This window comes from Leptospira stimsonii (genome assembly GCF_003545885.1).
In the GTDB taxonomy this organism is placed as follows: Bacteria; Spirochaetota; Leptospiria; order Leptospirales; family Leptospiraceae; genus Leptospira; species Leptospira stimsonii.
In genome coordinates this window covers 240,183-261,124 of the sequence record NZ_QHCT01000002.1, presented here as the reverse complement: position 1 = coordinate 261,124, position 20,942 = coordinate 240,183, and the positions used below count along the sequence as shown (strand labels likewise).

Genomic DNA, 20,942 nt, shown 5'->3' with positions numbered 1-20,942 from the left:
ATGGACGTCAAAGAAATCGCTCTCGGTCAGATCCGGGATTCTATTTCCACCAAACAGAAATGTATCGATTTGATTTTAGAGGATATCACGAAAGCGGGCGAGCTTGTTTCCAAGGTTTTGCAGGCGGGAAACACTGTCTTTCTCTGCGGGAACGGAGGTTCTTCTTGCGACGCTTCTCATATCGCCGCGGAGCTCGTGGTTCGTTATAAATCCGGGAACGAAAGAAAAGCTCTTCCCGCGATGTCTTTTTCTGCGGATTCTGCGGTGTTGACCGCGTGCTCGAACGACTACGGTTATGAGGAAGTGTTCTCCAGACAAATCGAAGCCTTCGGTAGAAAGGGAGATCTGCTCATTGGACTTTCCACGAGTGGAAATTCCAAAAACGTTCTTCTTGCATTGGAAAAAGCGAAAACCCGAGGAGTCAAAACCATATCCTTGTTAGGCGGAGATGGCGGTAAGATGAAAAATCTGGCGGACTTGGACGTGATCGTTCCGAGCAAGGTCACCGCTCGAATCCAAGAATCTCATATTTTAATCGGACATATCCTCTGTAGCATCGTCGAATACAATCTTTTCAATCTCGAATAATCCAGTTTGTGAATTCTCCCGTAATCGAAATTTCCAATCTGAAGGTTTCCACACCCGGTCATCCGATTCTCAAAGGCATTGATTTCACGCTTCGAGCGGGGGAGGTTCATTGTATCGTCGGGGAATCCGGGAGTGGAAAATCCACTTTCGCTTCTTGTCTTTTAGGAATGACCGATCCGGAACTTTTTTTGAGATCGGATCGTTTTCAGTTTTTGGGAATGGACGCCCGTTATTTTACGGAAAGAGAATGGATGCCCCTTCGTGGCAAAAAAATCGCTCTCGTTCCTCAGAATCCTGTTTGGGGATTTCATCCGTATCGAAAGACTGGATCTCAAATTCTCGAAGCATTCTCCTTAACCAATCGTGAATTCGCGAACAAGGAAAAAGTCCTTCCTCTTTTGGAATCGATCTACATACACGATCCCAAACGCGCGTTTGACGGACTTCCTGGAAATCTTTCCGGCGGAGAAAGACAAAGGATTCTGATCCTTCTCGCCGCATATTCGGGGGCGGAGATCGTCGTCGCCGACGAACCGACTGCGGCTTTGGATTCGATCAGCGAGGCGGAAGCGTTAAAACTTCTCATGAAATTCCGAAAGGAAAAAGGACTTTCTCTCATTTTTATCACCCACGAAATCTCCATCGTCAAGGCAATCGCCGATACTATGAGTATCCTCTATCAAGGAGAATGGGCCGAGGTCGTTTCCCGCGGAAAAACCGGAGATTTGAATCCGAGTTCCGAATACGGAAAAAAACTGTTTGAACAGGGAAGCTGATCTTAGAAACTACTCGAGCGAATGATGGGTTATGCAGTCCTCCTAACACTGGTTTTATTTACCTTTCCGATTTTTGCCCAGAAATCCCCATTTATAATGGAGGAAATCGACGCGTCCTCGTTTCCGTCGATTCAACTTTCCATCCGGGATAAAAAACAATTCCCGATCGAAAGAGAAAACTTTCTCATCCGAGAATCTCGCGGTTCGGAAAACCGAACGGTTCTTCGTCCGAAGGTGACACGTAAAGAAGGCGCCAGACCGGTTCATACTGTTTTCCTCGTTCAGTCCGGAACGAGCCTGGAAGAAAACAATTTCAACACTCGTCTGATTCAAAAAATCATTCAGGCCAGCGGAGAAGAAGATCATTTTAGCTTTATCTTCTTTTCGGACGATCTCCTCGTCGTAGAAAAGGATCTGGATCGACAAACCGCACTCCTGAAGGCACGGGTTCCCGGTTCTCTCAGCAATCGGAATACGGGGGTCAACCTGGATCTTGTATTCCAAAAATTGAATACGATTTTAACGAGAGAATCCTATCTTGCACTTTTGGTTTCCGATCTCGACTACAGACTTCCTCCGGGACTCAGACAAGGTTTGTCCACTTCCGGTCTTCCCATTCAGGTTTTAGGAAAGCGCAATTTCGCAAACCAAGAACTCGTTCGAATTTATGGAGGAGAATTGTATGAGTTGGACGCTCCCGATTCCGTTTCCCGCTTTTTGACGGACTTGGAATACTTCCACAAACATCCCGCAGTGATTCAGTATGATTCTCCGTTTCAAGACGACTTTTGGAAAGGAGAAGGGGATTTTCTACGGGGAGATTGGGAATCCAGTCGAGGGGGAAAGTTTACCTACTCGTACAAACCCGGCGCGATAAAACAGCTTCGTTTTGTTTTTTTGAGTCCGGGCGTGTTTCTTCCCACGATCGGTTTTTTGGTCATTCTTACGTTGATCGGACTTTTGCTCTTGTTCAAAAAGGAAAAAGAACCGGAAGAAATCGTAGGCTCTACCAATGGAGAAGCGGAACGTAGGTTCCACGCGAGAGGGGAAGAACGGGAAGTTTATCAAAGAATGTACGGAGATCAGTTTCATTCTTCTCCCTATGCAAATCCGGAAGGAGTGTATGTGGCTCGTTCTCTTCCCGTGAACGAATCCGAGTTCGAGGCGGCGGAAGCCTATGACCTCGCGACCTTGATTCAGAAGGAAGGAAGAACTCCGGGAAAACAAATTCCGATTCGGAAAGCCGAAACGACCTTGGGCGCCGGAGATTTGTCCGATGTTTTGGTCGCCGATCCGAATGTGAGTAAACTCCACGCGAGAATTCGAAAGATTAAAAATCGGTTCGTTCTCTATGATCTTATCTCAGACGCAGGAACGTATCTCAACGGGAAGAAGGTTCTAAGACCACGGGTCCTCTATGATTTCGACGAGATCAGTCTGGGGAAGACGGTCTTCGTTTTTCGCGCGAGATAAGAATTTTCATTCTTCCAAATTCATTCCAATTCGCTTAGAATAGATCCGGGTAGACGAAAAGACCCGATTTCCCAACGATGGAAATACAGACGGATGCGCTCTTTCTCTTTCCGAGAATTCCATCCAATCCACAAATTCCGAAAGAATTTCTTTCGGGGAGACAGAATCCAAAATGAAGACAATGTTCGAAAAAATCTGGGAAGACCATCTAGTCGGGGAACTGGATGGAGGATCGTATATCATTTATATTGACCGTCATCTCATCCACGAAGTCACCAGCCCCCAGGCTTTTGAAGGAATCAAAATCGCGGGAAGAAAGGTGCGCCGTCCGGAAGCGACGTTCGCAACGATGGACCATAACGTTTCCACAAGAACCAGAGACATGAGTCTCGCCGATCCGATCTCCGCGATCCAAATGCAGACTTTGAAAAAAAACTGCGATGAAAACGGAATCCGTCTCTATGACTTTCAAAATCCGGACCAAGGAATCATTCACGTCATCGCTCCGGAAATGGGTCTGACCCATCCCGGGATGACCATCGTATGCGGAGATTCTCATACGTCCACTCACGGCGCTTTCGGAGCCCTTGCTTTCGGGATCGGGACGAGCGAAGTGGAACACGTTCTTGCGACTCAAACCCTCGTTCAGAAAAGAGCGAAGACTATGGAGATCCGCGTGGACGGAAAACTCTCCGATAAGGTTACGGCAAAAGACATCATTCTTGCGATCATCGGTAAGATCGGAACGGCCGGAGCCACCGGTTACGTAATCGAATACCGTGGTTCCGCGATCCAAGCTCTCAGCATGGAAGCTCGTATGACGATCTGCAATATGTCGATCGAAGCGGGAGCAAGAGCCGGCCTCATAGCTCCCGATGAAACTACTTTCAACTATATCAAAGGAAAAGACTTTGCTCCGAAGGGTGCGGAATGGGATCTCGCGGTTAAAAAATGGAAACACTACGTCACAGACGAAGGTGCGAAGTTTGATACCACCGTGATTTTACACGCCGACGAAATTGCACCTATGGTGAGTTGGGGAACTTCTCCGAGCCAAGTGATTTCCATAAAGGGTGTTGTGCCGGATCCAAAAGACGCGACCGATCCCGTTGAAAAAATCGGAATCGAATCCGCGTTGAAATACATGGATTTAAGACCGGGACAAAAGATCGAAGAAGTAACGATCAACAAAGTGTTCATCGGGTCCTGTACGAATTCCAGAATCGAAGATTTGAGAGCGGCGGCGGCCACTATCAAAGGCAAAACAGTTTCCTCAAAAGTGCAAGCGATCGTCGTTCCTGGATCGGGAAGAGTGAAACGTCAGGCGGAACAGGAAGGTCTAGATAAAATCTTCACTGCGGCGGGTTTCGAATGGAGAAATCCGGGTTGTTCCATGTGTCTTGCGATGAACGACGACGTTCTCGAACCGGGAGATCGTTGCGCTTCCACCTCCAATCGTAACTTCGAAGGTCGTCAAGGGAAGGGCGGTCGAACGCACCTCGTTGGTCCGGAAATGGCCGCGGCCGCGGCGATCGAAGGTCACTTCGTGGATATCCGAAACTGGAAATAAGGAATAGAATTAAGAATTATGAAAGCATTTACTACTCTTAGCGGAATCGCGGCCTTACTCGATCGACCCAATGTGGATACGGATCAGATCATCCCAAAACAATTTTTGAGAAAGATAGAACGAACCGGATTCGGGGTTCATCTTTTTCACGACTGGAGATATTTAGACGACGCAGGAACCAAGCCCAATCCTGAATTCTCCTTAAACCAGGATCGTTACAAAGGCGCCATTATCTTAGTAACGAGAGACAACTTCGGTTGCGGCTCTTCCAGAGAACACGCTCCTTGGGCCTTGGAAGACTACGGTTTCCGTTGTATCATCGCTCCTTCTTACGCGGATATTTTTTTCAATAACTGCTTTAAAAACGGAATGCTTCCGGTGGTTTTAAAATCCGAAGAAGTGGAAGAATTATTTCAGGCCGTTTCTTCTCAGGCGGGTGCGAAGATTACGATCGATCTGGAAAAACAAACCGTTACCGGACCAACCGGAAAAGTGTTCACTTTCGAAGTGGATTCTTTTCGAAAATACTGTCTTTACAACGGACTCGATGATATCGGGCTTACTCTCAAACACGAATCCAAAATCGGAGAGTTTGAAAAAAAGCAGAAAGAAGTTGAACCTTGGTTGTACGCTATATAATTCTGCACAAATCATATGTTTGATGAAATCTCCCGTTCGATCGACGAGTTTGGAAACAGTTTCCTTGGCGCTCTGAATAACATTCAGAAATCGTTTGGACGGGAACTCAGCGTTGCAAAGCCGGTAAAAGAAACGATCCTTCAGATGATCGGAAACACTCCGCTCATCCGTTTGAATCAGATCGGTTCTCATATTCCCAATGTGGAATTTTATCTCAAGGCTGAGTTCTGCAATCCTACCGGTTCCGTGAAAGACAGAACGGCTCTTTCCATGATTCTTTCCTCCGAAAGAAGAGGAGAATTGAAACCGGGAGGTCAGATTATCCAACCCGGATACAATTCCACAGGGCTGAGTCTGGCTTGGATCAGTACGATTCGACAATATAAATTTCGTTGTTTGGTCGCCGGGGACACCGATCCTCAAAAGATCAAGGATCTCCAGACGTTCGGTGCTCACGTCGAAATTCTTCCCGAAGCAAAGGGGAATTGGGACGAGGCTCTTTTGAAAAAAGCGAGAGAGATCAAAGAGAAAGAAAAAAGCACCGTAATCTTAAACGAATACACGGATATGGCCAATACAAACGCACATTATCTTTTTACCGGCCCTGAAATTTGGAGAGACCTCGCGGGCAACGTGGACGCGTTTGTCGCGGGTGGCGGTTCCGGAGGAACTCTTTCCGGAGCGGGACGTTTTTTAAAATCCAAGAAGTCTTCGATTCGAGTGATCATGGGTGTGAGTCAGAAATCCAGGTTCATTCGAAAGATGGTGCAGAATGAAACTTCCATTCACCTTCCGGAATCCTTTGATCCAAAGATTGTGGATGAGTATGTGGGCGTCGACCGGGAACAAGCGCTTCTCTATCAATCCGATCTCTATCAAAAAGAAGGAATCTTCGCGGGCACAACAACGGGAACTACGCTTGCGAGTGCGATCCGATTTGCGGAAAGTCTTCCGACCAGGGACGATCAAAAATCTCAGGTCTACAGAATCGTAGTCCTATCTCCGGACCGGTTTTGAAGGAACAAAAATTTTCCGATTCTTTGGAAGAATTGGAAGCCGTTCGCAAAGAACTCGAGCGGGAAAAAAAAGAAGAAGAAACTCTTTTCTCAAAAGATTGGCTTTCCCGCTCTTTGCCGGAACGGATTCAACTCGGAATCACGTTATACCCTCTTGTCTACGAAGAACAATCCATCGGTCGAGACGGGAGTTGGATTCTTACCTTTCGATTTCCGGAACAGGAAGAATATCCGTCCAAGTTTCAATCGGGCGCACCGATTCAAATCGGGAAGGAAGAGGATCGTGCGCGCACCATTCTCGTTTCCCTTCAGAAAGAAAGAATCCGAATCGCAATCGACGAAGTGCCGGAATGGGTCGAGGAAGGAAAGTGTCATCTCGATCTGTTACCGGATGAAACTTCTTACAAAGAAATGTTTCGTGCCTTGGATATCGTAACCGACGCGAAAAAAGGAAGTCGATTGTATACGAATCGGGAACTTCTTCTCGGATATGGAAAAGCGGATAAGATCTCCCTACGAGAGGCTGATAAAACTCGAGTTCAGGGAAGAATGAATTCTCGTCTGAACGAATCTCAGAAGAATGCGGTGTTACACGCCGTTCTTTCCGAAGACGTCACGATCATCCACGGTCCGCCCGGAACCGGGAAAACTACAACGTTAACCGAAATCGTAAGTCAACTCGTTGCGGAAGAAAGAAAAATTCTCGTCTCCGCGCCGACACATTCCGCCTGCGATCTTCTTGTGGAATCCATTTCCGAAAAAGGAATTCCTGTTTTACGTCTTGGACATCCCGCCAGAGTTTCGGAGACGGCTCTCCATTCGACATTGGACTATAAATTGTTCCATCATCCCGACGGCAAATTGTTAAGCGAATACAGAAGGGAAGTTGTAGAAATCTCCAAACAAGCAAAAAAATACAAAAGAAACTTTGGAGAAAAGGAAAGAGAAGAAAGAAAGTCTCTTTTTCAGGAAGTTAAGGAACTCAAAAAAACGATTCGAACGATCGAGTCCGGTCTGATCGACAGCCTCGTTTCCTCTCATCCTGTGATCGTTTCGACTCCGGTCGCTTCAGCGAAAGGAATTTTGGATGGAAGAGTTTTCGATTATTGTGTGTTAGACGAGTGTTCGCAAGCGCTCGAGCCGGCCTCTTGGATTCCAATTTTAAAATCGGATCGCGTGATTCTCGCGGGAGACCACAAACAATTGCCGCCCACTTTGTTTTCAGAGAAGAATACTCTGGAAGAGACATTGTTTGAAAAGGCCGCTGAGAGACTTGCAGACTCCGAACGCGTTTTTCTTCTCGACACTCAGTACCGAATGAAGGACGAAATTGCCGAGTTTTCTTCCCAAGAGTTTTATTCTAACCTTTTGAAATCCGGTCGCCCGTTGGAGGAAAGGACTTCCGATTTTCCGGAAGACTTTCCGTTTCTCCATTCTTTCCAATGGATCGATACTGCCGGAACGGACAGCGAGGAAGTATCCGTAGAAGAAAGTTTGACTAACCCGTTCGAAGCGGATCTACAGATTCGGATCTGCGTTTTGTTAAGCGAACACGGTTGGTCCGAAGAAGAGATCACAATCCTTTCTCCCTACCGCGCTCAAGTCCGATTGATTTCCGAAAAGTTGAAAGAGTCAAACCTTCCGAAGATTCGAGTTTCCACGATCGATTCCTTCCAAGGACGGGAGAACCGTTGTATTCTTCTTGGTTTTGTCCGTTCCAACGAAGAAGGAAAATCCGGGTTCTTAAAAGAATCCAGAAGGATCAACGTGGGAATGACAAGGGCGAGGGATCTTCTTCTTTGTATAGGAGACAGTTCTACACTTTCTTCGGACGCATTTCTCTCTAAACTGATTCAATTTGCCGAAGAAAGGGAAGTGTTTCGAACCGCTTGGGAATTTTTGTAAACATCGATTCGGTTTAAGATTGTTTCGACTTCGTTTGCTGGGAGACGCTTTCGGTCACGACGCTACTGAAGATGGCTTCGTCGATAGATTGGTCGGAACTCTTTCGACCCGGTCGCGATGGAGATGGATTCTGGTCAGGAAACGTTTGGGCTGAAGCGCCAGAGTTTGATTGCGATCCATTTTTTTCCGAGTTACTTTGTCGGAACAATTAATGAGCTGTGGAATGAAAAATGGATCTTAAATTGAATCCTACGTTTTCGGCTACGTATTTGCTAAAGAATTTTTGTTGAGAATTTACGATATTTGTTATATACGGAACTTTGGATTCTTTCTGTTGTTTTTTTCTTGAAGAGCGGAATTTCTTTATCTACAAGTTGTGAAGGCACGGAAGCGAGAGAAGTCTTTTGTTAGAGCTCCTACAAAATGAAATTTTTCTTGCAGAATTCTGTTTCTTCTGATACCGAAAAGTCTCCCGATGATTTCCGCCACCCACCCCTCCACCCAAGTTCAGGGTGGGGCGCGCGAAATTTTACGGAAAAACGTCGGAATTCCTACAGATTTCCAATGTAAAAAAATACAAAAAATTAAAAACGATATTTTTAATCTGAAAATTTGAACTCTTTTCGAATTTGAATTCCATAAACATTACCACTTTAAGATATTCTTAAATACAAAAAAGCTGATAAAGAATAAGAATAAACTCGAAAGAACGTGGGAAAAGAAAATATGATAGGAGGATTGATCGCCGCAAACGAATTTTAAACAAAGGTTGGCAAGGGCTAAACTAAAAATCGAAAGCACCGCCGAGCTTAAAATCGGGTTTCCCGGATTTCCATTTCTCAAAATAAAAAGTCCGCTTCCGCACAGAAGAATACTGGAGAAAAAAATAGTCGCCGAACACCTACCTACGTGATGGCTGAATTCATGATCTTCTATGATATCCCAGGCATACAATCCTCCTGAGTAAAGCACCCAAATCAGACCAAGGAGAATCGGAAGTTTAGAAGATTTCGAAAACGATTCTTCCGGAAATCTCAATTGAAAAAGAATCCAATACGCACTGAAGCCAACGATTCCGATCCAAAGAAAATCGGGAAACAAAGTTGGAATATGAATCATAGGTGCTGTGATCGGGTACAGTGATAAAAAGAGGAGAATCAAGCCGATCCCTAAAAGCGGGAACAAGACGACAAAAGATCCCCAGACGTTTCTTCTCAAAGGAGGTTCTGCCGCCATTTTCTGGATTAAGGATTCGGTTCTTTGTTCTTTACTCAACATATTCTAAGTTATAATATTGGAAATTTTCCAATTTTAAAGAATGGTTGGACAATAAATTCTTCCTGCTTCAAGCTGGAATGGAATCGGGTTCAACTGTTTCTATATTCGAAGGTCCCAAGCAATTAGTTACATGTCAGCTAAAAAAGAAATCTGGGAAGAATGTACAAATCTCCTCGCAAAGGCTCGAGAAGGGGATCCAACTTCGTATGAAAAATTTCTGAGACTTGTAACCGGAGTCCTTCGTTCGTATCTATCTCCACGTATCAACAATGCCGAGGACCGAGAGGATCTGGTCCAGGAAATCTTAATCGGACTCCATAAGGCTCGGGATTCGTATCGCGCGGAACGTCACCCGGCCCCTTGGGTTTTTGCGATCGCACGCTACAAAACCATCGATTATCTCCGAAAAAGAAAGGTCGGCGATCGCTATTTTACCACGGACAATCTGGAACTCTTCGCCTCTCCGGAACCGGTCGAAGAGGAAGAACCGGAAAAGGCGCGGGAAATTCTAAGGGAATGGCTTTCCGTCTTGGATGAAAGGCAGAAGCAGATTCTGACTCATCTCAAACTCGACGGAATGAGCGTGAGAGAAGTTTCGGAAAAAACCGGGCTTTCCGAATCAAATATCAAGGTAATCACCCACCGCGCGGTTCAAAAGATTCGAAAGCATTTTTCCCTCGATCTCTGACAAAACTGCAACCAAACGAGTCCAAGATATAGCATGTCTTCTCCTCTTTCCAACGGCGTCAGCGTAGAATTTTTAGATTCTATTTCCTCGATTCCCAAGGAAGAATGGAATTCCATCTCCGATCCTAAAAATCCGTTTTTAGAATACGACTTTTTACATTCCCTGGAAGTTTCCCGATCTATCGGCTCGAACACTTCTTGGATTCAGAAGTATTCTGTTCTCAAATTGGAAGGGAGTTTTTCTGCGGTCATTCCTCTTTTTCTCAAGTTCGATTCCTATGGGGAATATATCTTCGATTTTCAGTGGGCCCAATTCTTCGCTCAAGCTGGATTGAGCTATTATCCCAAAGGTCTCGTGGCGATTCCGTTTACTCCGGCAAATGGAAAAAGAATTCTTCATAAGAATGAGTTAAGCCTGGAAGAAGTTTGTTCTTATATGATTCCGGAGCTCCTTCGTTTTTCGGAAGAAGAAGGACTTTCCGGTGTTCACTTTCTCTTCTTAGAAAAAGAAGAATCGGAAGTCCTGGAAACGTTCGGCTTCGCGACTCGACTTTCTCACCAATATCACTGGACCAATCCAGGTTATGGAAGCTTTGACGATTACTTGAGCGCGATGAAATCCAAAAAACGAATGCAGATCAAACGGGAACGTGAGATCGTTCGGAGTTACGGACTTGATATCAGAATTATCGAAGGAGACCGGATTTCCAAGCCGGATATGAATGCTATCTGGCGTTTTTATCAGGACACACATTCCAGAAAATGGGGCTCCGCTTATCTCAATCGCGCCTTCTTTGATTCCGCGTTTGCTACGTTTCGAGATCGGATCGTTTTGGTTCTTGCGTCCCGGGACGGGGAACCGATTGCGGGAACCTTCAACCTTAGAAAGGGTGATTTTTTATACGGAAGATATTGGGGTTGTCTCGAATACCATTCTCACCTTCATTTTGAATGTTGTTTTTATCAATTGATCGATTATGCGATTCGTGAGAAAATCAAGGTCTTTGAGGCGGGCGCTCAGGGAGAACACAAGTTTCTTCGTGGATTTCCGGCGATGCCGACTTATAGTTCGCATCGGATTTTTCATCCGGGCGCTCGAAATGCGATTGAACGTTTCCTAAAAGAAGAAAGACTGCACATGCAGGAAATGATTCAAGAAACAAACGAGCACTCTCCGCTCAAGGAATTTTCAAACGAAACATTCTTCCGAGACAACGCGATCGCAGAGAAAGGGAGTCTAGATCCATGAGCGAGATCTTTCGATTCGACACGGAAGAACAGACGTTAACCAAGGAGAAGGTCAAACTCAAACGTCCTTCCAAATACAGAGTTATCATACTCAACGACGATTTTACTCCGATGGAATTCGTCGTTTGGATTTTACAGGTAGTCTTTCACAGAACGAGAGCCGAAAGCGAACAGATCATGTTAAAGGCGCATATCACCGGGAAAGCGTTATGCGGCGTTTATTCGCACGATGTGGCGCGAACCAAGGTCATACAAGTTCAACAATTGGCGGATCAACACGGATACCCACTTCATTGTACGATGGAAGTGGAAGAAGGAGAAGAAGAATCATGATTCTTACGGAAGAAATGGAACGGACCTTACGAAAGGCTTGGGAAGAAGCAAAACAAAGAAGAAACGAATTTATCACTCTCGAACACATCCTTCTTGCGTTGACCTATGATACAGTCGGAAAAGAGGTTTTGGAAGCCTGTGGAGCCGATATCGAAAAACTAAAGAAAGATCTGAGTCAATATCTCGATAGCGAACTCGAATCCTTTCCGGAAACCTCCGGAGACGTAGATCCGATTTATACGATCGGAGTTCAACACGTTCTACAGCTCGCCGAGTTTCACGTCCAATCCACTCGCAATAAAAAGATGGATGGGGGAGATGTTCTCGCGGCTTTATTCAGAGAAGATCAATCCAACGCAGTGTATTTTCTCGGCTCACAGGATATTTCCAGATTGGACGTCGTTCGTTATATCTCTCACGGAATTCGCAAAGACAATCAGAATCGAGAAAAAGAAACTCTGGGGGAAGAAGGAGAAAAAGTTTCCGATCCTCTCAAAGCCTTTTGTGTGGATCTTACGGCGAAGGCCAGAGAAGGAAAGTTGGATCCTATGATCGGACGCGCGGACGAACTGGATCGGACAATTCACATTCTTTGCAGAAGAAGAAAGAACAATCCTATCTTTGTAGGAGAGGCGGGAGTCGGTAAAACTTCCATCGTCGAAGGACTTGCGCAAATGGTCGTGGACGGAAATGTTCCGGAACCGTTGAAGAACCTAAAAGTTTATTCTCTCGACATGGGACTCTTACTCGCGGGGACTAAGTTCCGAGGAGAATTTGAAGAGAGACTCAAGAATGTAGTCACTCAGATCACGGCGCAAGACGATCACGTTCTTTTTATAGACGAAATCCATACGATCATCGGAGCTGGCGCGGTATCCGGCGGTTCTTTGGACGCTTCGAATCTCCTAAAACCCGCCCTTTCCAGCGGTGAACTTCGTTGTATCGGGACGACGACTTACAAAGAATACAAAACTATATTCGAAAAAGATCATGCTCTTTCCAGAAGATTCCAAAAGGTGGAAGTAGGCGAACCTTCGATCCCCGAAACGATAGAGATCTTAAAAGGACTCTTGGGAAAATACGAAACCTTTCACAAGGTGAAGTATTCCGCCCCTGCAGTGGAACAAGCCGCCGAGTTGTCCGCGCGTTATATTCTGGATCGAAAACTTCCGGACAAGGCGATCGACCTTTTGGATGAGGCGGGTGCTCGCGTTCGGCTTCGTGAGAGTGGGAAAAAAACCGTGACGGTAAGAGAAATCGAAGAACTCGTTTCTAAAATAGCGAAAGTTCCTTCCGTTACCGTCAAAGCCGACGATCGTGAAAAGCTCAAGAATTTAGACGAAGAATTAAAAGCCAAGATCTACGGACAAAATTCCGCGATCGATCAACTCGTACAATCGATTCGACTTTCCAGAAGCGGACTTTCCGAACCGGGAAAACCCGTGGGTAGTTTTCTCTTTGCGGGACCGACCGGGGTTGGAAAGACCGAGCTGACTCGTAAATTAGCGGAGATTCTCGGAGTGGAACTCATTCGTTTTGATATGAGCGAATACATGGAAAAACATACCGTTTCCCGATTGATTGGATCTCCTCCCGGTTACGTAGGTTTTGAACAAGGCGGACAATTGACCGATGCGGTGCATCGAAATCCTCACTGTGTCCTTTTGCTCGATGAGATCGAAAAGGCTCATGAAGACATTTATAATATTCTTCTCCAGATTATGGATCACGCAACACTTACGGACAACAACGGAAGAAAATCCGATTTTCGTCAGGTGATCCTCGTGATGACCACTAACACTGGAGCTCGGGAACGTTCTACAAATCCAGTGGGTTTTGGAAATGACCTTTTGGAAGACAGAAGTCTCAAGGCGATCGAAAAACAATTTTCTCCGGAGTTTCGGAACCGTCTCACAGCGGTGATCGAGTTCTCTTCTCTCAGTCAGGAAAATGTAACCAAAGTAGTTGCAAAACAGCTTGCTCTTTTACAAGAGCGTCTGAATTCTAAACAAATTGAATTGGAATTTCAGGATGATGTTCTCAACTACATCGCTGAAAAAGCGTATACACCCGAGTTCGGAGCTAGGCCCGTCCAGAGATGGATCGACACTCATATCTCAAAAAGAATCTCGGAAGAAATTCTATTTGGAGAATTAAAATCGGGCGGAAGGGCGAAACTCGTTGCCGGAAAAGAGGGAATCGAAATGGAATTTTCTCACGGCAAAAAATCCTAAATTAAAAAATCGATCCGGGATCCGATGAAACAAAATTATGCACGTATCATACTGATACTTCTCCTCTTTTCCTGTAAGGACGTTCCTCTTTCGATTGAAGGGAGGAAGGTTTCCACAGACTTACTCGTAACCCCTTCTAATCAAAGAAAGCATACCGATTATTTTAGCGAGAGTAAGAATCTGATGATCGCTTCCGATTCGATCGAAGCGACCGCGGCGGGAATCGAAGTGGGAAAGTTAGGTGGGAACGTCGTCGACGTCGTTGTAGCGACTTCTTTTGCGATTTCGGTTACGAGACCTCATTCTACCGGATTGGGAGGAGGAGGCTTTCTTGTCCTCTATCTGAAAGAATTTTCGGAACCGATCGCGTTTGATTTTCGTGAAAGGGCACCGAGCGCGGCCTCCCGTAATATGTACAAACGAAAACCGAAGGAAGATTCTCTTTTTGGATTTCGAGCGGTAGGTGTTCCGGGTAACGTTGCGGGTTTGATTCAGATCCACAAACGATATGGTAGACTTTCCTTAAAAGCGGTGATCGCGCCTGCGATTCGTTTAGCGGAGAATGGATTTCCGGTTTATCCGGATTTATTTACTGCGATTCAGAAATCATCGAAAGACATGGACGAGGAAATGAAGGGAATCTTTCTTCCGAAAGGGAAGGTTCCCGAAGTCGGGTCCCTGCTTGTTCAAAAAGATCTTGCAAACACTTTGAAATTGATCTCCGAAAACGGAGAAAGAGAATTTTACCAAGGTAAAATAGCGGGTTCGATCGTAGGTGCGATGAAAAAGAACGGAGGTTTGATCACCTCTCAAGATCTAAAAAATTTCCGGGTGATCGAAAAGAATACGCTAAAATCATCTTACAGAGGTTATACGATCTATACGATGCCTCCGCCTTCTTCCGGCGTTCATCTTCTTACGATGTTATCGATGATAGAAACCAAACCTCTGAAGGAATTGTACGATAAGGACGCGGCGGGTTATTATCATTTTATGGCGGAGGCGATGCGCCGAGGATACGCAGATCGCGCGATTCTCGGCGGGGATCCGCAGTTTACGAAAATTCCGATCGATCGTCTTCTTTCCAAAAAATATGCGCAGGAAAAGATTTCTGACTTTGATCCCAAACTTGCGTCGAGCAGTTCTTCTTTTTTAAAAGACTTAAACTTTGGTGTGGAATCTCCTCAAACAACTCATATTTCCGTGATGGATAAGGATGGAAATTCGGTCTCAACGACACAATCGATCAATTTTCGTTTTGGAGCCTCGGTCGTAGTTCCAGGTTATGGAATTGTCCTGAACGATACAATGGATGATTTCAGTCGCGCTCCAGGAGAACCGAATGTCTACGGTCTGATCGGTGCAGAAGCGAATTCGATTCTGCCTAAAAAAACTCCGCTGAGTAGTATGTCTCCGACTCTCGTCTTCAAAGGCAACGAGCCGTTCTTGGCGACGGGAGCACCCGGTGGTTCTTATATTGTGAATGCTGTTTTACAATCCTTGGTTTATAATTTGGACTTTCGGTTGACCTTGTATGAATCCGTCGCACGGGGTAGAGTGCATCATCAATTTTTTCCGGACGCGGTTTTTATCGAAAAGTCGGTGAACGAAAGAAACGTATTCGATGGGCTTTCCTCGAGGAAACACGATATTCGAATCGCTCCGAACTTTGCGAAATTATTTTCGGTCAAAAGAGAGAACGGAATGCTCTATGGAGCTTCCGATCCACGTGGAGAAGGGGCCACAGGCGGACTTTGAAAACAAAAGAATTTACTCAATCTAAGATCGACGAAGTTTCACTGGAGATTCTTCTCCGTCACGCTGTAAAAGCAAAACACGGATTGGAAAAGGAAAGTATGCGAGTCAATCCAGACGGAACCCTTGCAAGAACTCCCCATCCGGAACATCTCGGTTCGAGTCTTACCAATCATTACATCAAGACCGATTTTGCGGAACCACAACTCGAATACGCCACACATCCCCGTCCTCGAATCGAAGCCAATATTCGAGAATTACAAGATCTGCATATATATACGATCCGAAAATTAAACAACGAATTGATCTGGCCTTTTAGTATGCCACCGATTCTCCCGGCGGATGAAAACGAAATCCCGCTCGGACAATACGGAAGTTCGGCGAGCGGAAAATGGAAGACGATCTATCGCAATGGACTGGGACTTCGATACGGAAGAAGAATGCAAACGATCTCCGGAGTTCACTATAACTTTTCTTTTTCCAATATTTTTTTGAGACAGTTTTTAGGAAAGGACGTGTCCCATTTTACAAAGGAAGAAATCTCTTCTTTGTATTTGCACGTGATCCGAAACTTCATGAGAAGGGTTCACTATTTAACCTATCTCACCGGCTCCTCTTCCGTTTTTGATTCCACCTTCCTCCCCAATCCCGGGGATTTCAAGTTTGAAAAACATAAGAATTTTACGCTCTATTCTCCGTATGCGACTTCGCTTCGGATGAGCGAGATCGGTTACACGAGTAAGGTTCAAGATACATTAGGAATTCATTATAATTCTTTGGCGGAATATGTCGATCGGATGTGTTATGCGGTTCACACGCCGTATGAGAAATATGAATCTTTTCCGAAATCACCGGATGCTCAACTCAATCCGAATTATCTTCAGATCGAAAACGAATTCTATTCCCCCGTACGTCCGAAACAAGTTCCCAAAGGTGATGAAAGGCCTCTGGACGCGCTTTTAAGAAGGGGAATCGAATACATAGAAATTCGATCCCTGGACATCGATCCGTATTCTCCCTTGGGGGTTTGTAGACACAATCTCGCGTTCACCCAGTTGATTCTTCTGGATTCTCTTTTGACTCCGTCTCCTTCCATCGACGCGGAGGAGAACGAAATCCAGAAAGAAAATCTGAGTAAGGTTATTTGGGAAGGAAGAAATCCCGAACTCAAAGTGAGAGTCGGAAATTCCGAAAAGAACTTTCAACAGACGGGAGCGGAATATTCGGAATCATTACGACACTACGCAAAAATTTTGGATCTACACACGGGAAGAAAAACGTATCAGGAAGCAATCGACTTTCAGATCAAAAAATGGAAGAATCCGGAGAAAACTCCTTCCGGAAAATTGTTATGCGAAATTCTAAAACGTGGGATCGAATTTAGAGATAAGGGAATGGAACTCGCGAGAGAAAATAGAAGAGCCCTTTCTTATATGGAATATTCTCCGGGAACTCTTATGAAGATCGAAAAGGAATCGCAAAGATCCTTTCAGGAAAAAGAACAATTAGAGAAAGAAGAATCTCAAACCCATTATCCCACAGTCAAACTATGCAATCACTGAAATTGAAATCGGGAGAATTTCTCTCGCCCGATATTTTCACCCTAAAGGATTTTGAAGATCTGGAGATCTCAACTCAAATCGTAATTCGCGATGCTCTCAACCGAGGTCTCGAAGTTGAAATTCTGGATCGAAAGAATCATTTTCTTCGGTTAAAAAATTCTTCCGGACACGTTCAGTATGTCAAAGAAGCCTCGAAAACCGGACTCGATTCCTATATGACCTTTCTCGTAATGGAGAATAAAACGATTTCGAAAATCGTAATGGACGAAGCCGGTCTTCTCGTTCCGGCCGGTGACAGTTTTGGGGAACCGGATTCCGCGCTTTCATTCTGGAAAACGCATATCGATAAGAAGATGGTTGTAAAGCCCGTGACCACGAACTTCGGAATCGGAATCACGATTCTTCAACCGAATGCGTCGATCGACGACGCAAAAAAAGCCGTTAAAATCGCCTTCAATCATTCAGAATCCGTGATCGTGGAAGAATTTGCGGAAGGAAACGAGTATCGTTTTTTAGTGATCGGTGATGAAACCGTAGCCGTTTGTAATCGGATTCCGGCTAACGTTACGGGAGACGGTAGACATACGATCGAAGAACTCGTCGCCTTAAAAAACGAAGATCCGAGACGAGGAGTTGGACACGTTACTCCCCTTGAAAAAATTCAACTCGGAGATACGGAACTCGACGTTCTGGAACAATCCGGTCTTGCGAAGGTTTCCATTCCTAAAAACGGAGAAAAAATTTTCCTTCGTAAGAATTCCAATATCAGCACGGGCGGTGATTCGATCGACGTAACGGATCTTGCGAATTCTTACTATAAAGATCTTGCGGTGAAGGCCGCGAAGTCGGTCGGAGCAAAGATTTGCGGAGTGGATATCATTCTTAAGGATTTGCAAACAAAAGGGGATTATCGAATTTTAGAATTGAACTTCAACCCCGTCCTTTACATCCATAACTATCCGTATGAAGGAAAAAACAGGGACGTTGGAAATAAGATATTAAATTTACTGGGCTTCTAAGAAGCTCTTTTTCGTTTTACGTATGTGACGATGTCCCTTGACTCGTACATTTGCGTGGAGTCGTCCACGAGAAAAGGAACCTGACTTTTTCCACCAAGACGGACTACCTCGTCGCGGCCGGGGGTTCCCCGGCTCGCTTCCACGAGTTCATAGTCTTTTCCGGGAACAAGTCCCATCTTCGAGAACTCATCACGAACATAGGCGCAGTAGGGGCAACCAAGAAAGTGATAGAGCTTCATCATGCGGGGATGGTTCCCACTTTTTTCTGAAGATCACCTGACTTCGCCATCTCGACTACGATGTCGTGACCGCCGATAAATTCTCCATTGATATAGAGTTGAGGAATCGTCGGCCAGTTCGCGAAGTCTTTGATTCCTTGGCGAATCACTTCGTCGGAAAGAACGTTAAAGGAGCCGTACTGAATTCCCAAACTTCTGAGAACGTTGGCAACGCCCGCCGAAAATCCGCACATCGGCGCATCAGGGGTTCCTTTCATAAAAAGGAAAACCTTATCGGAGCCTACTAATTCTTCAATCTTCTGTTTTACCGCTTCGTTCATTCTTGTGTCCTCGTTTCCAGTGCAAGCGCGTGCACTTCTTGTTTTAGTTCTTCTTTTAGAGTTTCATAGACCATTCTATGTTGTTCTAAAATGGATTTACCTTCAAATCCTTTGTAAATCACAACTGCCTTGATATGTACTCCATCCTTGTAAGGATCGAGTATCGTTACCTTAGAATCGGGAAGACCGGATTCTATTTTATTTTTAATTTCATCGATTGTCATCGTTCTTTCTTTAGACCGAATCCCTTCCATCGTTCGATTTCCGAGTTCTTAGATTTAGCATTTTCGATCCCGTTTTTGTTACAATCCGAATTTACTCGTTTTCTCCGGTTTCGAGAACGATCGCGTGAAGTCCGCGGTCGATCCAGGGTTTCAGAATGGAATATACCTCTCTGTGCTGTTCCACTTTAGACTTACCCGCAAACGCAGTGGAAAACAAAACGATCCTGATATGAGTTCCTTCTTTCCTGCTGGTCGGGTTTCCGGCATGGCCCGAGTGCTCTTCGCTGAAATCGACCACTTCCAATTTCGAAGGATGGAATTCACGGTCCAGTCGCGTTCTTATCTCTTCCTGAATGTCCATGTTTGTTTCGGAATCAATTTCGGATTCCGGTTCCTTTTTTGAGTAAGAATACGGACAGCAGATAAAGAGCCAAGGTCGCCATTGCAATCATAAGAAGTGCAAACCCTGGATGAATATCGCTGACTCCTAAAAATCCGAATCGAAACGCATTCACCATGTAAAGGATCGGATTGAGTTTGGAGACGTTTTGCCAAAACGGAGGAAGCATTTGGATCGAGTAAAAAACTCCGCCTAAATACGTAAGCGGGGTAAGAATAAACGTCGGGATGATCGTCACGTCGTCGAACTTTTTGGCGAAGAGCGCGTTTAAAAATCCTCCCAAGGAAAAAAGAAGGGAGCTTAAAATCACGGTGGCCATCAACATCGGAAAATTATAAACTTCTAATTCGGTAAAAAATAGAGAAATCGCGATCACGAGAATTCCTACGAGGATTCCGCGGATGACGCCCCCGACCGTATAACCGAGAACGATCAAGGATGCTGGAGTCGGAGAGACGAGGAGTTCTTCGATATTCTTCTGAAACTTCGCTCCGAAAAAGGAAGAGACTACGTTGTTATACGAATTGATGATCACGGACATCATTACGAGACCCGGAACGATGAACTGGATATACGTATGATTTCCGATGTTTCCGATCTGAGAACCGACTAACTTTCCGAAGATGATAAAGTAAAGGGTGATCGTGATTCCGGGAGGAATAATCGTCTGGACCCAGATTCTTAAAATTCGAACGGTTTCTTTGATGACGATCGTTTTGAATGCGTTGTATTTTTCGTTAAAGGTCATAGTTTTTTCTCCACCAGCTTAAGGAAGAGTTCTTCGAGACGGTTGGACTTATTTCTCATACTACTGATCTTGATTCCGCTCTGATCCAAAAGTTTGAAAAGATCGTTTAAAGTAGCTTCCGCGAAGATCGAAACTTCCAGCGTGGAATTATCAATCTGTTTGATTTCGATGCCGGGAGCGCTTCGATGAGAATTGAGTTGGCCAGTAAAATCCAAGATAAAGGTTTCTTGATCCAGTTTTTGGAGAAGGTCTTTCATCGATGTATTCTCCACAATCTTTCCCTGGTCGATGATGGCGATATTTCTACAAAGGCTTTCGGCTTCTTCCAAATAGTGAGTGGTCAGGATGACTGTGATTCCGGAGGCGTTTAGTTTTTGGAGATATTCCCAGAGAGAACGTCTGAGTTCTATGTCCACACCTGCGGTCGGTTCGTCCAATATGAGAATTTTCGGATTGTGAATGAGTGCCCTTGCGATCATCAACCTTCGTTTCATTCCTCCCGAAAGTCGACCGGCCGCTTCCTTTCTTTTTTCGTAAAGTCCGAGTTGGGCCAAATAACCTTCGGCGCGTTCGGCGGCCAACTTACGATCCAATCCGTAATAACCGCCTTGGTTGATCACGATTTGATCGACTCTTTCGAAAATATTGAAGTTGAATTCCTGAGGAACGACTCCGATGTATGACTTCGCTTTTGCTAAATCGACATCGATGTCAGCGTCGAAGATACGAACGTTTCCGGACGTCTTGTTTACCAAGGAACTGAGGATTCCGATCGTCGTCGATTTGCCGGCACCATTCGGGCCGAGGAGCGCAAAAAAGTCTCCACTTTCCACGTTTAAGCTGATTCCTTTGAGAGCCGTGACCCCGCCGGAATAGGTTTTTACTAAGTTTTCAATTTGCAGAGCAAATTTCATATTTTTTTTTGATT

At 45.1% G+C, this 20,942-nt stretch carries 21 protein-coding genes; 14 read left to right on the top strand and 7 right to left on the bottom strand.

Translation table 11 applies throughout. The features are described 5' to 3' along the window. The 7 genes from gmhA (at nucleotide 1) to DLM75_RS09275 (ending at nucleotide 7,967) form a co-directional block, all read left to right on the top strand. Nucleotides 1-588, top strand: coding sequence for a D-sedoheptulose 7-phosphate isomerase (gene gmhA, locus DLM75_RS09305; protein WP_118968247.1), 588 nt, complete (start codon nucleotides 1-3; stop codon nucleotides 586-588). 8 nt (nucleotides 589-596) lie between these two features. Continuing rightward, nucleotides 597-1,364: an ATP-binding cassette domain-containing protein gene (locus DLM75_RS09300; RefSeq protein ID WP_118968246.1), complete on the top strand. Its 768-nt coding sequence runs from the start codon at nucleotides 597-599 to the stop codon at nucleotides 1,362-1,364. Nucleotides 1,365-1,385: 21 nt separating this feature from the next. After that, the gene (locus DLM75_RS09295; RefSeq protein ID WP_167731741.1) at nucleotides 1,386-2,837 is read left to right on the top strand and encodes an FHA domain-containing protein; all 1,452 of its coding nucleotides are present in this window, start codon (nucleotides 1,386-1,388) and stop codon (nucleotides 2,835-2,837) included. A gap of 172 nt (nucleotides 2,838-3,009) precedes the next feature. Continuing rightward, entirely contained in the window at nucleotides 3,010-4,407 is a 1,398-nt protein-coding gene (leuC, locus tag DLM75_RS09290; protein ID WP_118968244.1) for a 3-isopropylmalate dehydratase large subunit, read from the top strand. Between the two features lie 18 nt (nucleotides 4,408-4,425). Next, complete coding sequence (leuD, locus tag DLM75_RS09285) at nucleotides 4,426-5,046, top strand: 3-isopropylmalate dehydratase small subunit (protein ID WP_118968243.1); 621 nt, start codon at nucleotides 4,426-4,428, stop codon at nucleotides 5,044-5,046. Nucleotides 5,047-5,061: 15 nt separating this feature from the next. After that, entirely contained in the window at nucleotides 5,062-6,063 is a 1,002-nt protein-coding gene (locus DLM75_RS09280; RefSeq protein WP_118968242.1) for a PLP-dependent cysteine synthase family protein, read from the top strand. After that, the gene (locus tag DLM75_RS09275) at nucleotides 6,060-7,967 is read left to right on the top strand and encodes an AAA domain-containing protein (RefSeq protein ID WP_118968241.1); all 1,908 of its coding nucleotides are present in this window, start codon (nucleotides 6,060-6,062) and stop codon (nucleotides 7,965-7,967) included. Before DLM75_RS09280 ends, DLM75_RS09275 begins: the two co-directional genes overlap by 4 nt. 645 nt (nucleotides 7,968-8,612) lie before the next feature. Here DLM75_RS09275 and DLM75_RS09270 read toward each other — a convergent pair. After that, nucleotides 8,613-9,245, bottom strand: coding sequence for an NrsF family protein (locus DLM75_RS09270; protein WP_118968240.1), 633 nt, complete (start codon nucleotides 9,243-9,245; stop codon nucleotides 8,613-8,615). A 130-nt stretch (nucleotides 9,246-9,375) separates the two neighbouring features. Here DLM75_RS09270 and DLM75_RS09265 point away from each other — a divergent pair, with 130 nt between their 5' ends. The 7 genes from DLM75_RS09265 to gshAB are packed head-to-tail and all read left to right on the top strand — an operon-like array spanning nucleotide 9,376 to nucleotide 18,083. After that, entirely contained in the window at nucleotides 9,376-9,933 is a 558-nt protein-coding gene (locus tag DLM75_RS09265; protein WP_118968239.1) for an RNA polymerase sigma factor, read from the top strand. A gap of 33 nt (nucleotides 9,934-9,966) precedes the next feature. Next, nucleotides 9,967-11,181 (top strand): GNAT family N-acetyltransferase, encoded by a 1,215-nt coding sequence (locus tag DLM75_RS09260; RefSeq protein ID WP_118968238.1) that lies wholly within the window; start codon nucleotides 9,967-9,969, stop codon nucleotides 11,179-11,181. Then, nucleotides 11,178-11,513, top strand: coding sequence for an ATP-dependent Clp protease adapter ClpS (gene clpS, locus DLM75_RS09255; protein WP_069607204.1), 336 nt, complete (start codon nucleotides 11,178-11,180; stop codon nucleotides 11,511-11,513). Before DLM75_RS09260 ends, clpS begins: the two co-directional genes overlap by 4 nt. Next, nucleotides 11,510-13,747, top strand: a complete 2,238-nt coding sequence (gene clpA, locus DLM75_RS09250; RefSeq protein ID WP_118968237.1) for an ATP-dependent Clp protease ATP-binding subunit ClpA — start codon at nucleotides 11,510-11,512, stop codon at nucleotides 13,745-13,747. The genes clpS and clpA overlap by 4 nt, the downstream gene beginning before the upstream one ends. Nucleotides 13,748-13,771: 24 nt before the next feature. Next, the gene (gene ggt, locus DLM75_RS09245) at nucleotides 13,772-15,505 is read left to right on the top strand and encodes a gamma-glutamyltransferase (protein ID WP_118968236.1); all 1,734 of its coding nucleotides are present in this window, start codon (nucleotides 13,772-13,774) and stop codon (nucleotides 15,503-15,505) included. Continuing rightward, nucleotides 15,502-17,064: a glutamate--cysteine ligase gene (gshA, locus tag DLM75_RS09240; protein ID WP_118968235.1), complete on the top strand. Its 1,563-nt coding sequence runs from the start codon at nucleotides 15,502-15,504 to the stop codon at nucleotides 17,062-17,064. Before ggt ends, gshA begins: the two co-directional genes overlap by 4 nt. Next, on the top strand, nucleotides 17,052-18,083 hold the full coding sequence (gene gshAB, locus DLM75_RS09235; protein ID WP_118968234.1) for a bifunctional glutamate--cysteine ligase GshA/glutathione synthetase GshB: 1,032 nt from the start codon (nucleotides 17,052-17,054) through the stop codon (nucleotides 18,081-18,083). Before gshA ends, gshAB begins: the two co-directional genes overlap by 13 nt. On the opposite strand, the gene DLM75_RS09230 is transcribed toward gshAB, so the two are convergent. From DLM75_RS09230 to DLM75_RS09205, 6 genes are all read right to left on the bottom strand, one after another. Then, nucleotides 18,080-18,322: a glutathione S-transferase N-terminal domain-containing protein gene (locus DLM75_RS09230; protein ID WP_118968573.1), complete on the bottom strand. Its 243-nt coding sequence runs from the start codon at nucleotides 18,320-18,322 to the stop codon at nucleotides 18,080-18,082. The genes gshAB and DLM75_RS09230 overlap by 4 nt on opposite strands. Continuing rightward, entirely contained in the window at nucleotides 18,322-18,642 is a 321-nt protein-coding gene (grxD, locus tag DLM75_RS09225; RefSeq protein ID WP_118968233.1) for a Grx4 family monothiol glutaredoxin, read from the bottom strand. Before grxD ends, DLM75_RS09230 begins: the two co-directional genes overlap by 1 nt. Then, nucleotides 18,639-18,866: a BolA/IbaG family iron-sulfur metabolism protein gene (locus DLM75_RS09220; protein ID WP_118968572.1), complete on the bottom strand. Its 228-nt coding sequence runs from the start codon at nucleotides 18,864-18,866 to the stop codon at nucleotides 18,639-18,641. Before DLM75_RS09220 ends, grxD begins: the two co-directional genes overlap by 4 nt. Before the next feature lie 91 nt (nucleotides 18,867-18,957). After that, on the bottom strand, nucleotides 18,958-19,227 hold the full coding sequence (locus DLM75_RS09215) for a BolA family protein (RefSeq protein WP_118968232.1): 270 nt from the start codon (nucleotides 19,225-19,227) through the stop codon (nucleotides 18,958-18,960). 13 nt (nucleotides 19,228-19,240) lie between these two features. Next, nucleotides 19,241-20,014 carry an ABC transporter permease gene (locus DLM75_RS09210; RefSeq protein WP_118968231.1) on the bottom strand — a complete coding sequence of 258 codons (774 nt, stop codon included), beginning with the start codon at nucleotides 20,012-20,014 and terminating at the stop codon, nucleotides 19,241-19,243. Further along, the gene (locus DLM75_RS09205) at nucleotides 20,011-20,928 is read right to left on the bottom strand and encodes an ABC transporter ATP-binding protein (RefSeq protein WP_118968230.1); all 918 of its coding nucleotides are present in this window, start codon (nucleotides 20,926-20,928) and stop codon (nucleotides 20,011-20,013) included. The genes DLM75_RS09210 and DLM75_RS09205 overlap by 4 nt, the downstream gene beginning before the upstream one ends. Nucleotides 20,929-20,942 lie beyond the last annotated feature (14 nt).

What these genes read in the sequence shown, in the direction of transcription:
- gmhA (WP_118968247.1), top strand. Translation starts at nt 1, where the DNA reads ATGGACGTCAAAGAAATCGCTCTCGGTCAGATCCGGGATTCTATTTCC.
- DLM75_RS09295 (WP_167731741.1), top strand. Translation starts at nt 1,386, where the DNA reads ATGATGGGTTATGCAGTCCTCCTAACACTGGTTTTATTTACCTTTCCG.
- leuC (WP_118968244.1), top strand. Translation starts at nt 3,010, where the DNA reads ATGAAGACAATGTTCGAAAAAATCTGGGAAGACCATCTAGTCGGGGAA.
- leuD (WP_118968243.1), top strand. Translation starts at nt 4,426, where the DNA reads ATGAAAGCATTTACTACTCTTAGCGGAATCGCGGCCTTACTCGATCGA.
- DLM75_RS09280 (WP_118968242.1), top strand. Translation starts at nt 5,062, where the DNA reads ATGTTTGATGAAATCTCCCGTTCGATCGACGAGTTTGGAAACAGTTTC.
- DLM75_RS09270 (WP_118968240.1), bottom strand. Translation starts at nt 9,245, where the DNA reads ATGTTGAGTAAAGAACAAAGAACCGAATCCTTAATCCAGAAAATGGCG.
- DLM75_RS09265 (WP_118968239.1), top strand. Translation starts at nt 9,376, where the DNA reads ATGTCAGCTAAAAAAGAAATCTGGGAAGAATGTACAAATCTCCTCGCA.
- DLM75_RS09260 (WP_118968238.1), top strand. Translation starts at nt 9,967, where the DNA reads ATGTCTTCTCCTCTTTCCAACGGCGTCAGCGTAGAATTTTTAGATTCT.
- clpS (WP_069607204.1), top strand. Translation starts at nt 11,178, where the DNA reads ATGAGCGAGATCTTTCGATTCGACACGGAAGAACAGACGTTAACCAAG.
- clpA (WP_118968237.1), top strand. Translation starts at nt 11,510, where the DNA reads ATGATTCTTACGGAAGAAATGGAACGGACCTTACGAAAGGCTTGGGAA.
- ggt (WP_118968236.1), top strand. Translation starts at nt 13,772, where the DNA reads ATGAAACAAAATTATGCACGTATCATACTGATACTTCTCCTCTTTTCC.
- gshAB (WP_118968234.1), top strand. Translation starts at nt 17,052, where the DNA reads ATGCAATCACTGAAATTGAAATCGGGAGAATTTCTCTCGCCCGATATT.
- DLM75_RS09230 (WP_118968573.1), bottom strand. Translation starts at nt 18,322, where the DNA reads ATGAAGCTCTATCACTTTCTTGGTTGCCCCTACTGCGCCTATGTTCGT.
- grxD (WP_118968233.1), bottom strand. Translation starts at nt 18,642, where the DNA reads ATGAACGAAGCGGTAAAACAGAAGATTGAAGAATTAGTAGGCTCCGAT.
- DLM75_RS09220 (WP_118968572.1), bottom strand. Translation starts at nt 18,866, where the DNA reads ATGACAATCGATGAAATTAAAAATAAAATAGAATCCGGTCTTCCCGAT.
- DLM75_RS09215 (WP_118968232.1), bottom strand. Translation starts at nt 19,227, where the DNA reads ATGGACATTCAGGAAGAGATAAGAACGCGACTGGACCGTGAATTCCAT.
- DLM75_RS09210 (WP_118968231.1), bottom strand. Translation starts at nt 20,014, where the DNA reads ATGACCTTTAACGAAAAATACAACGCATTCAAAACGATCGTCATCAAA.
- DLM75_RS09205 (WP_118968230.1), bottom strand. Translation starts at nt 20,928, where the DNA reads ATGAAATTTGCTCTGCAAATTGAAAACTTAGTAAAAACCTATTCCGGC.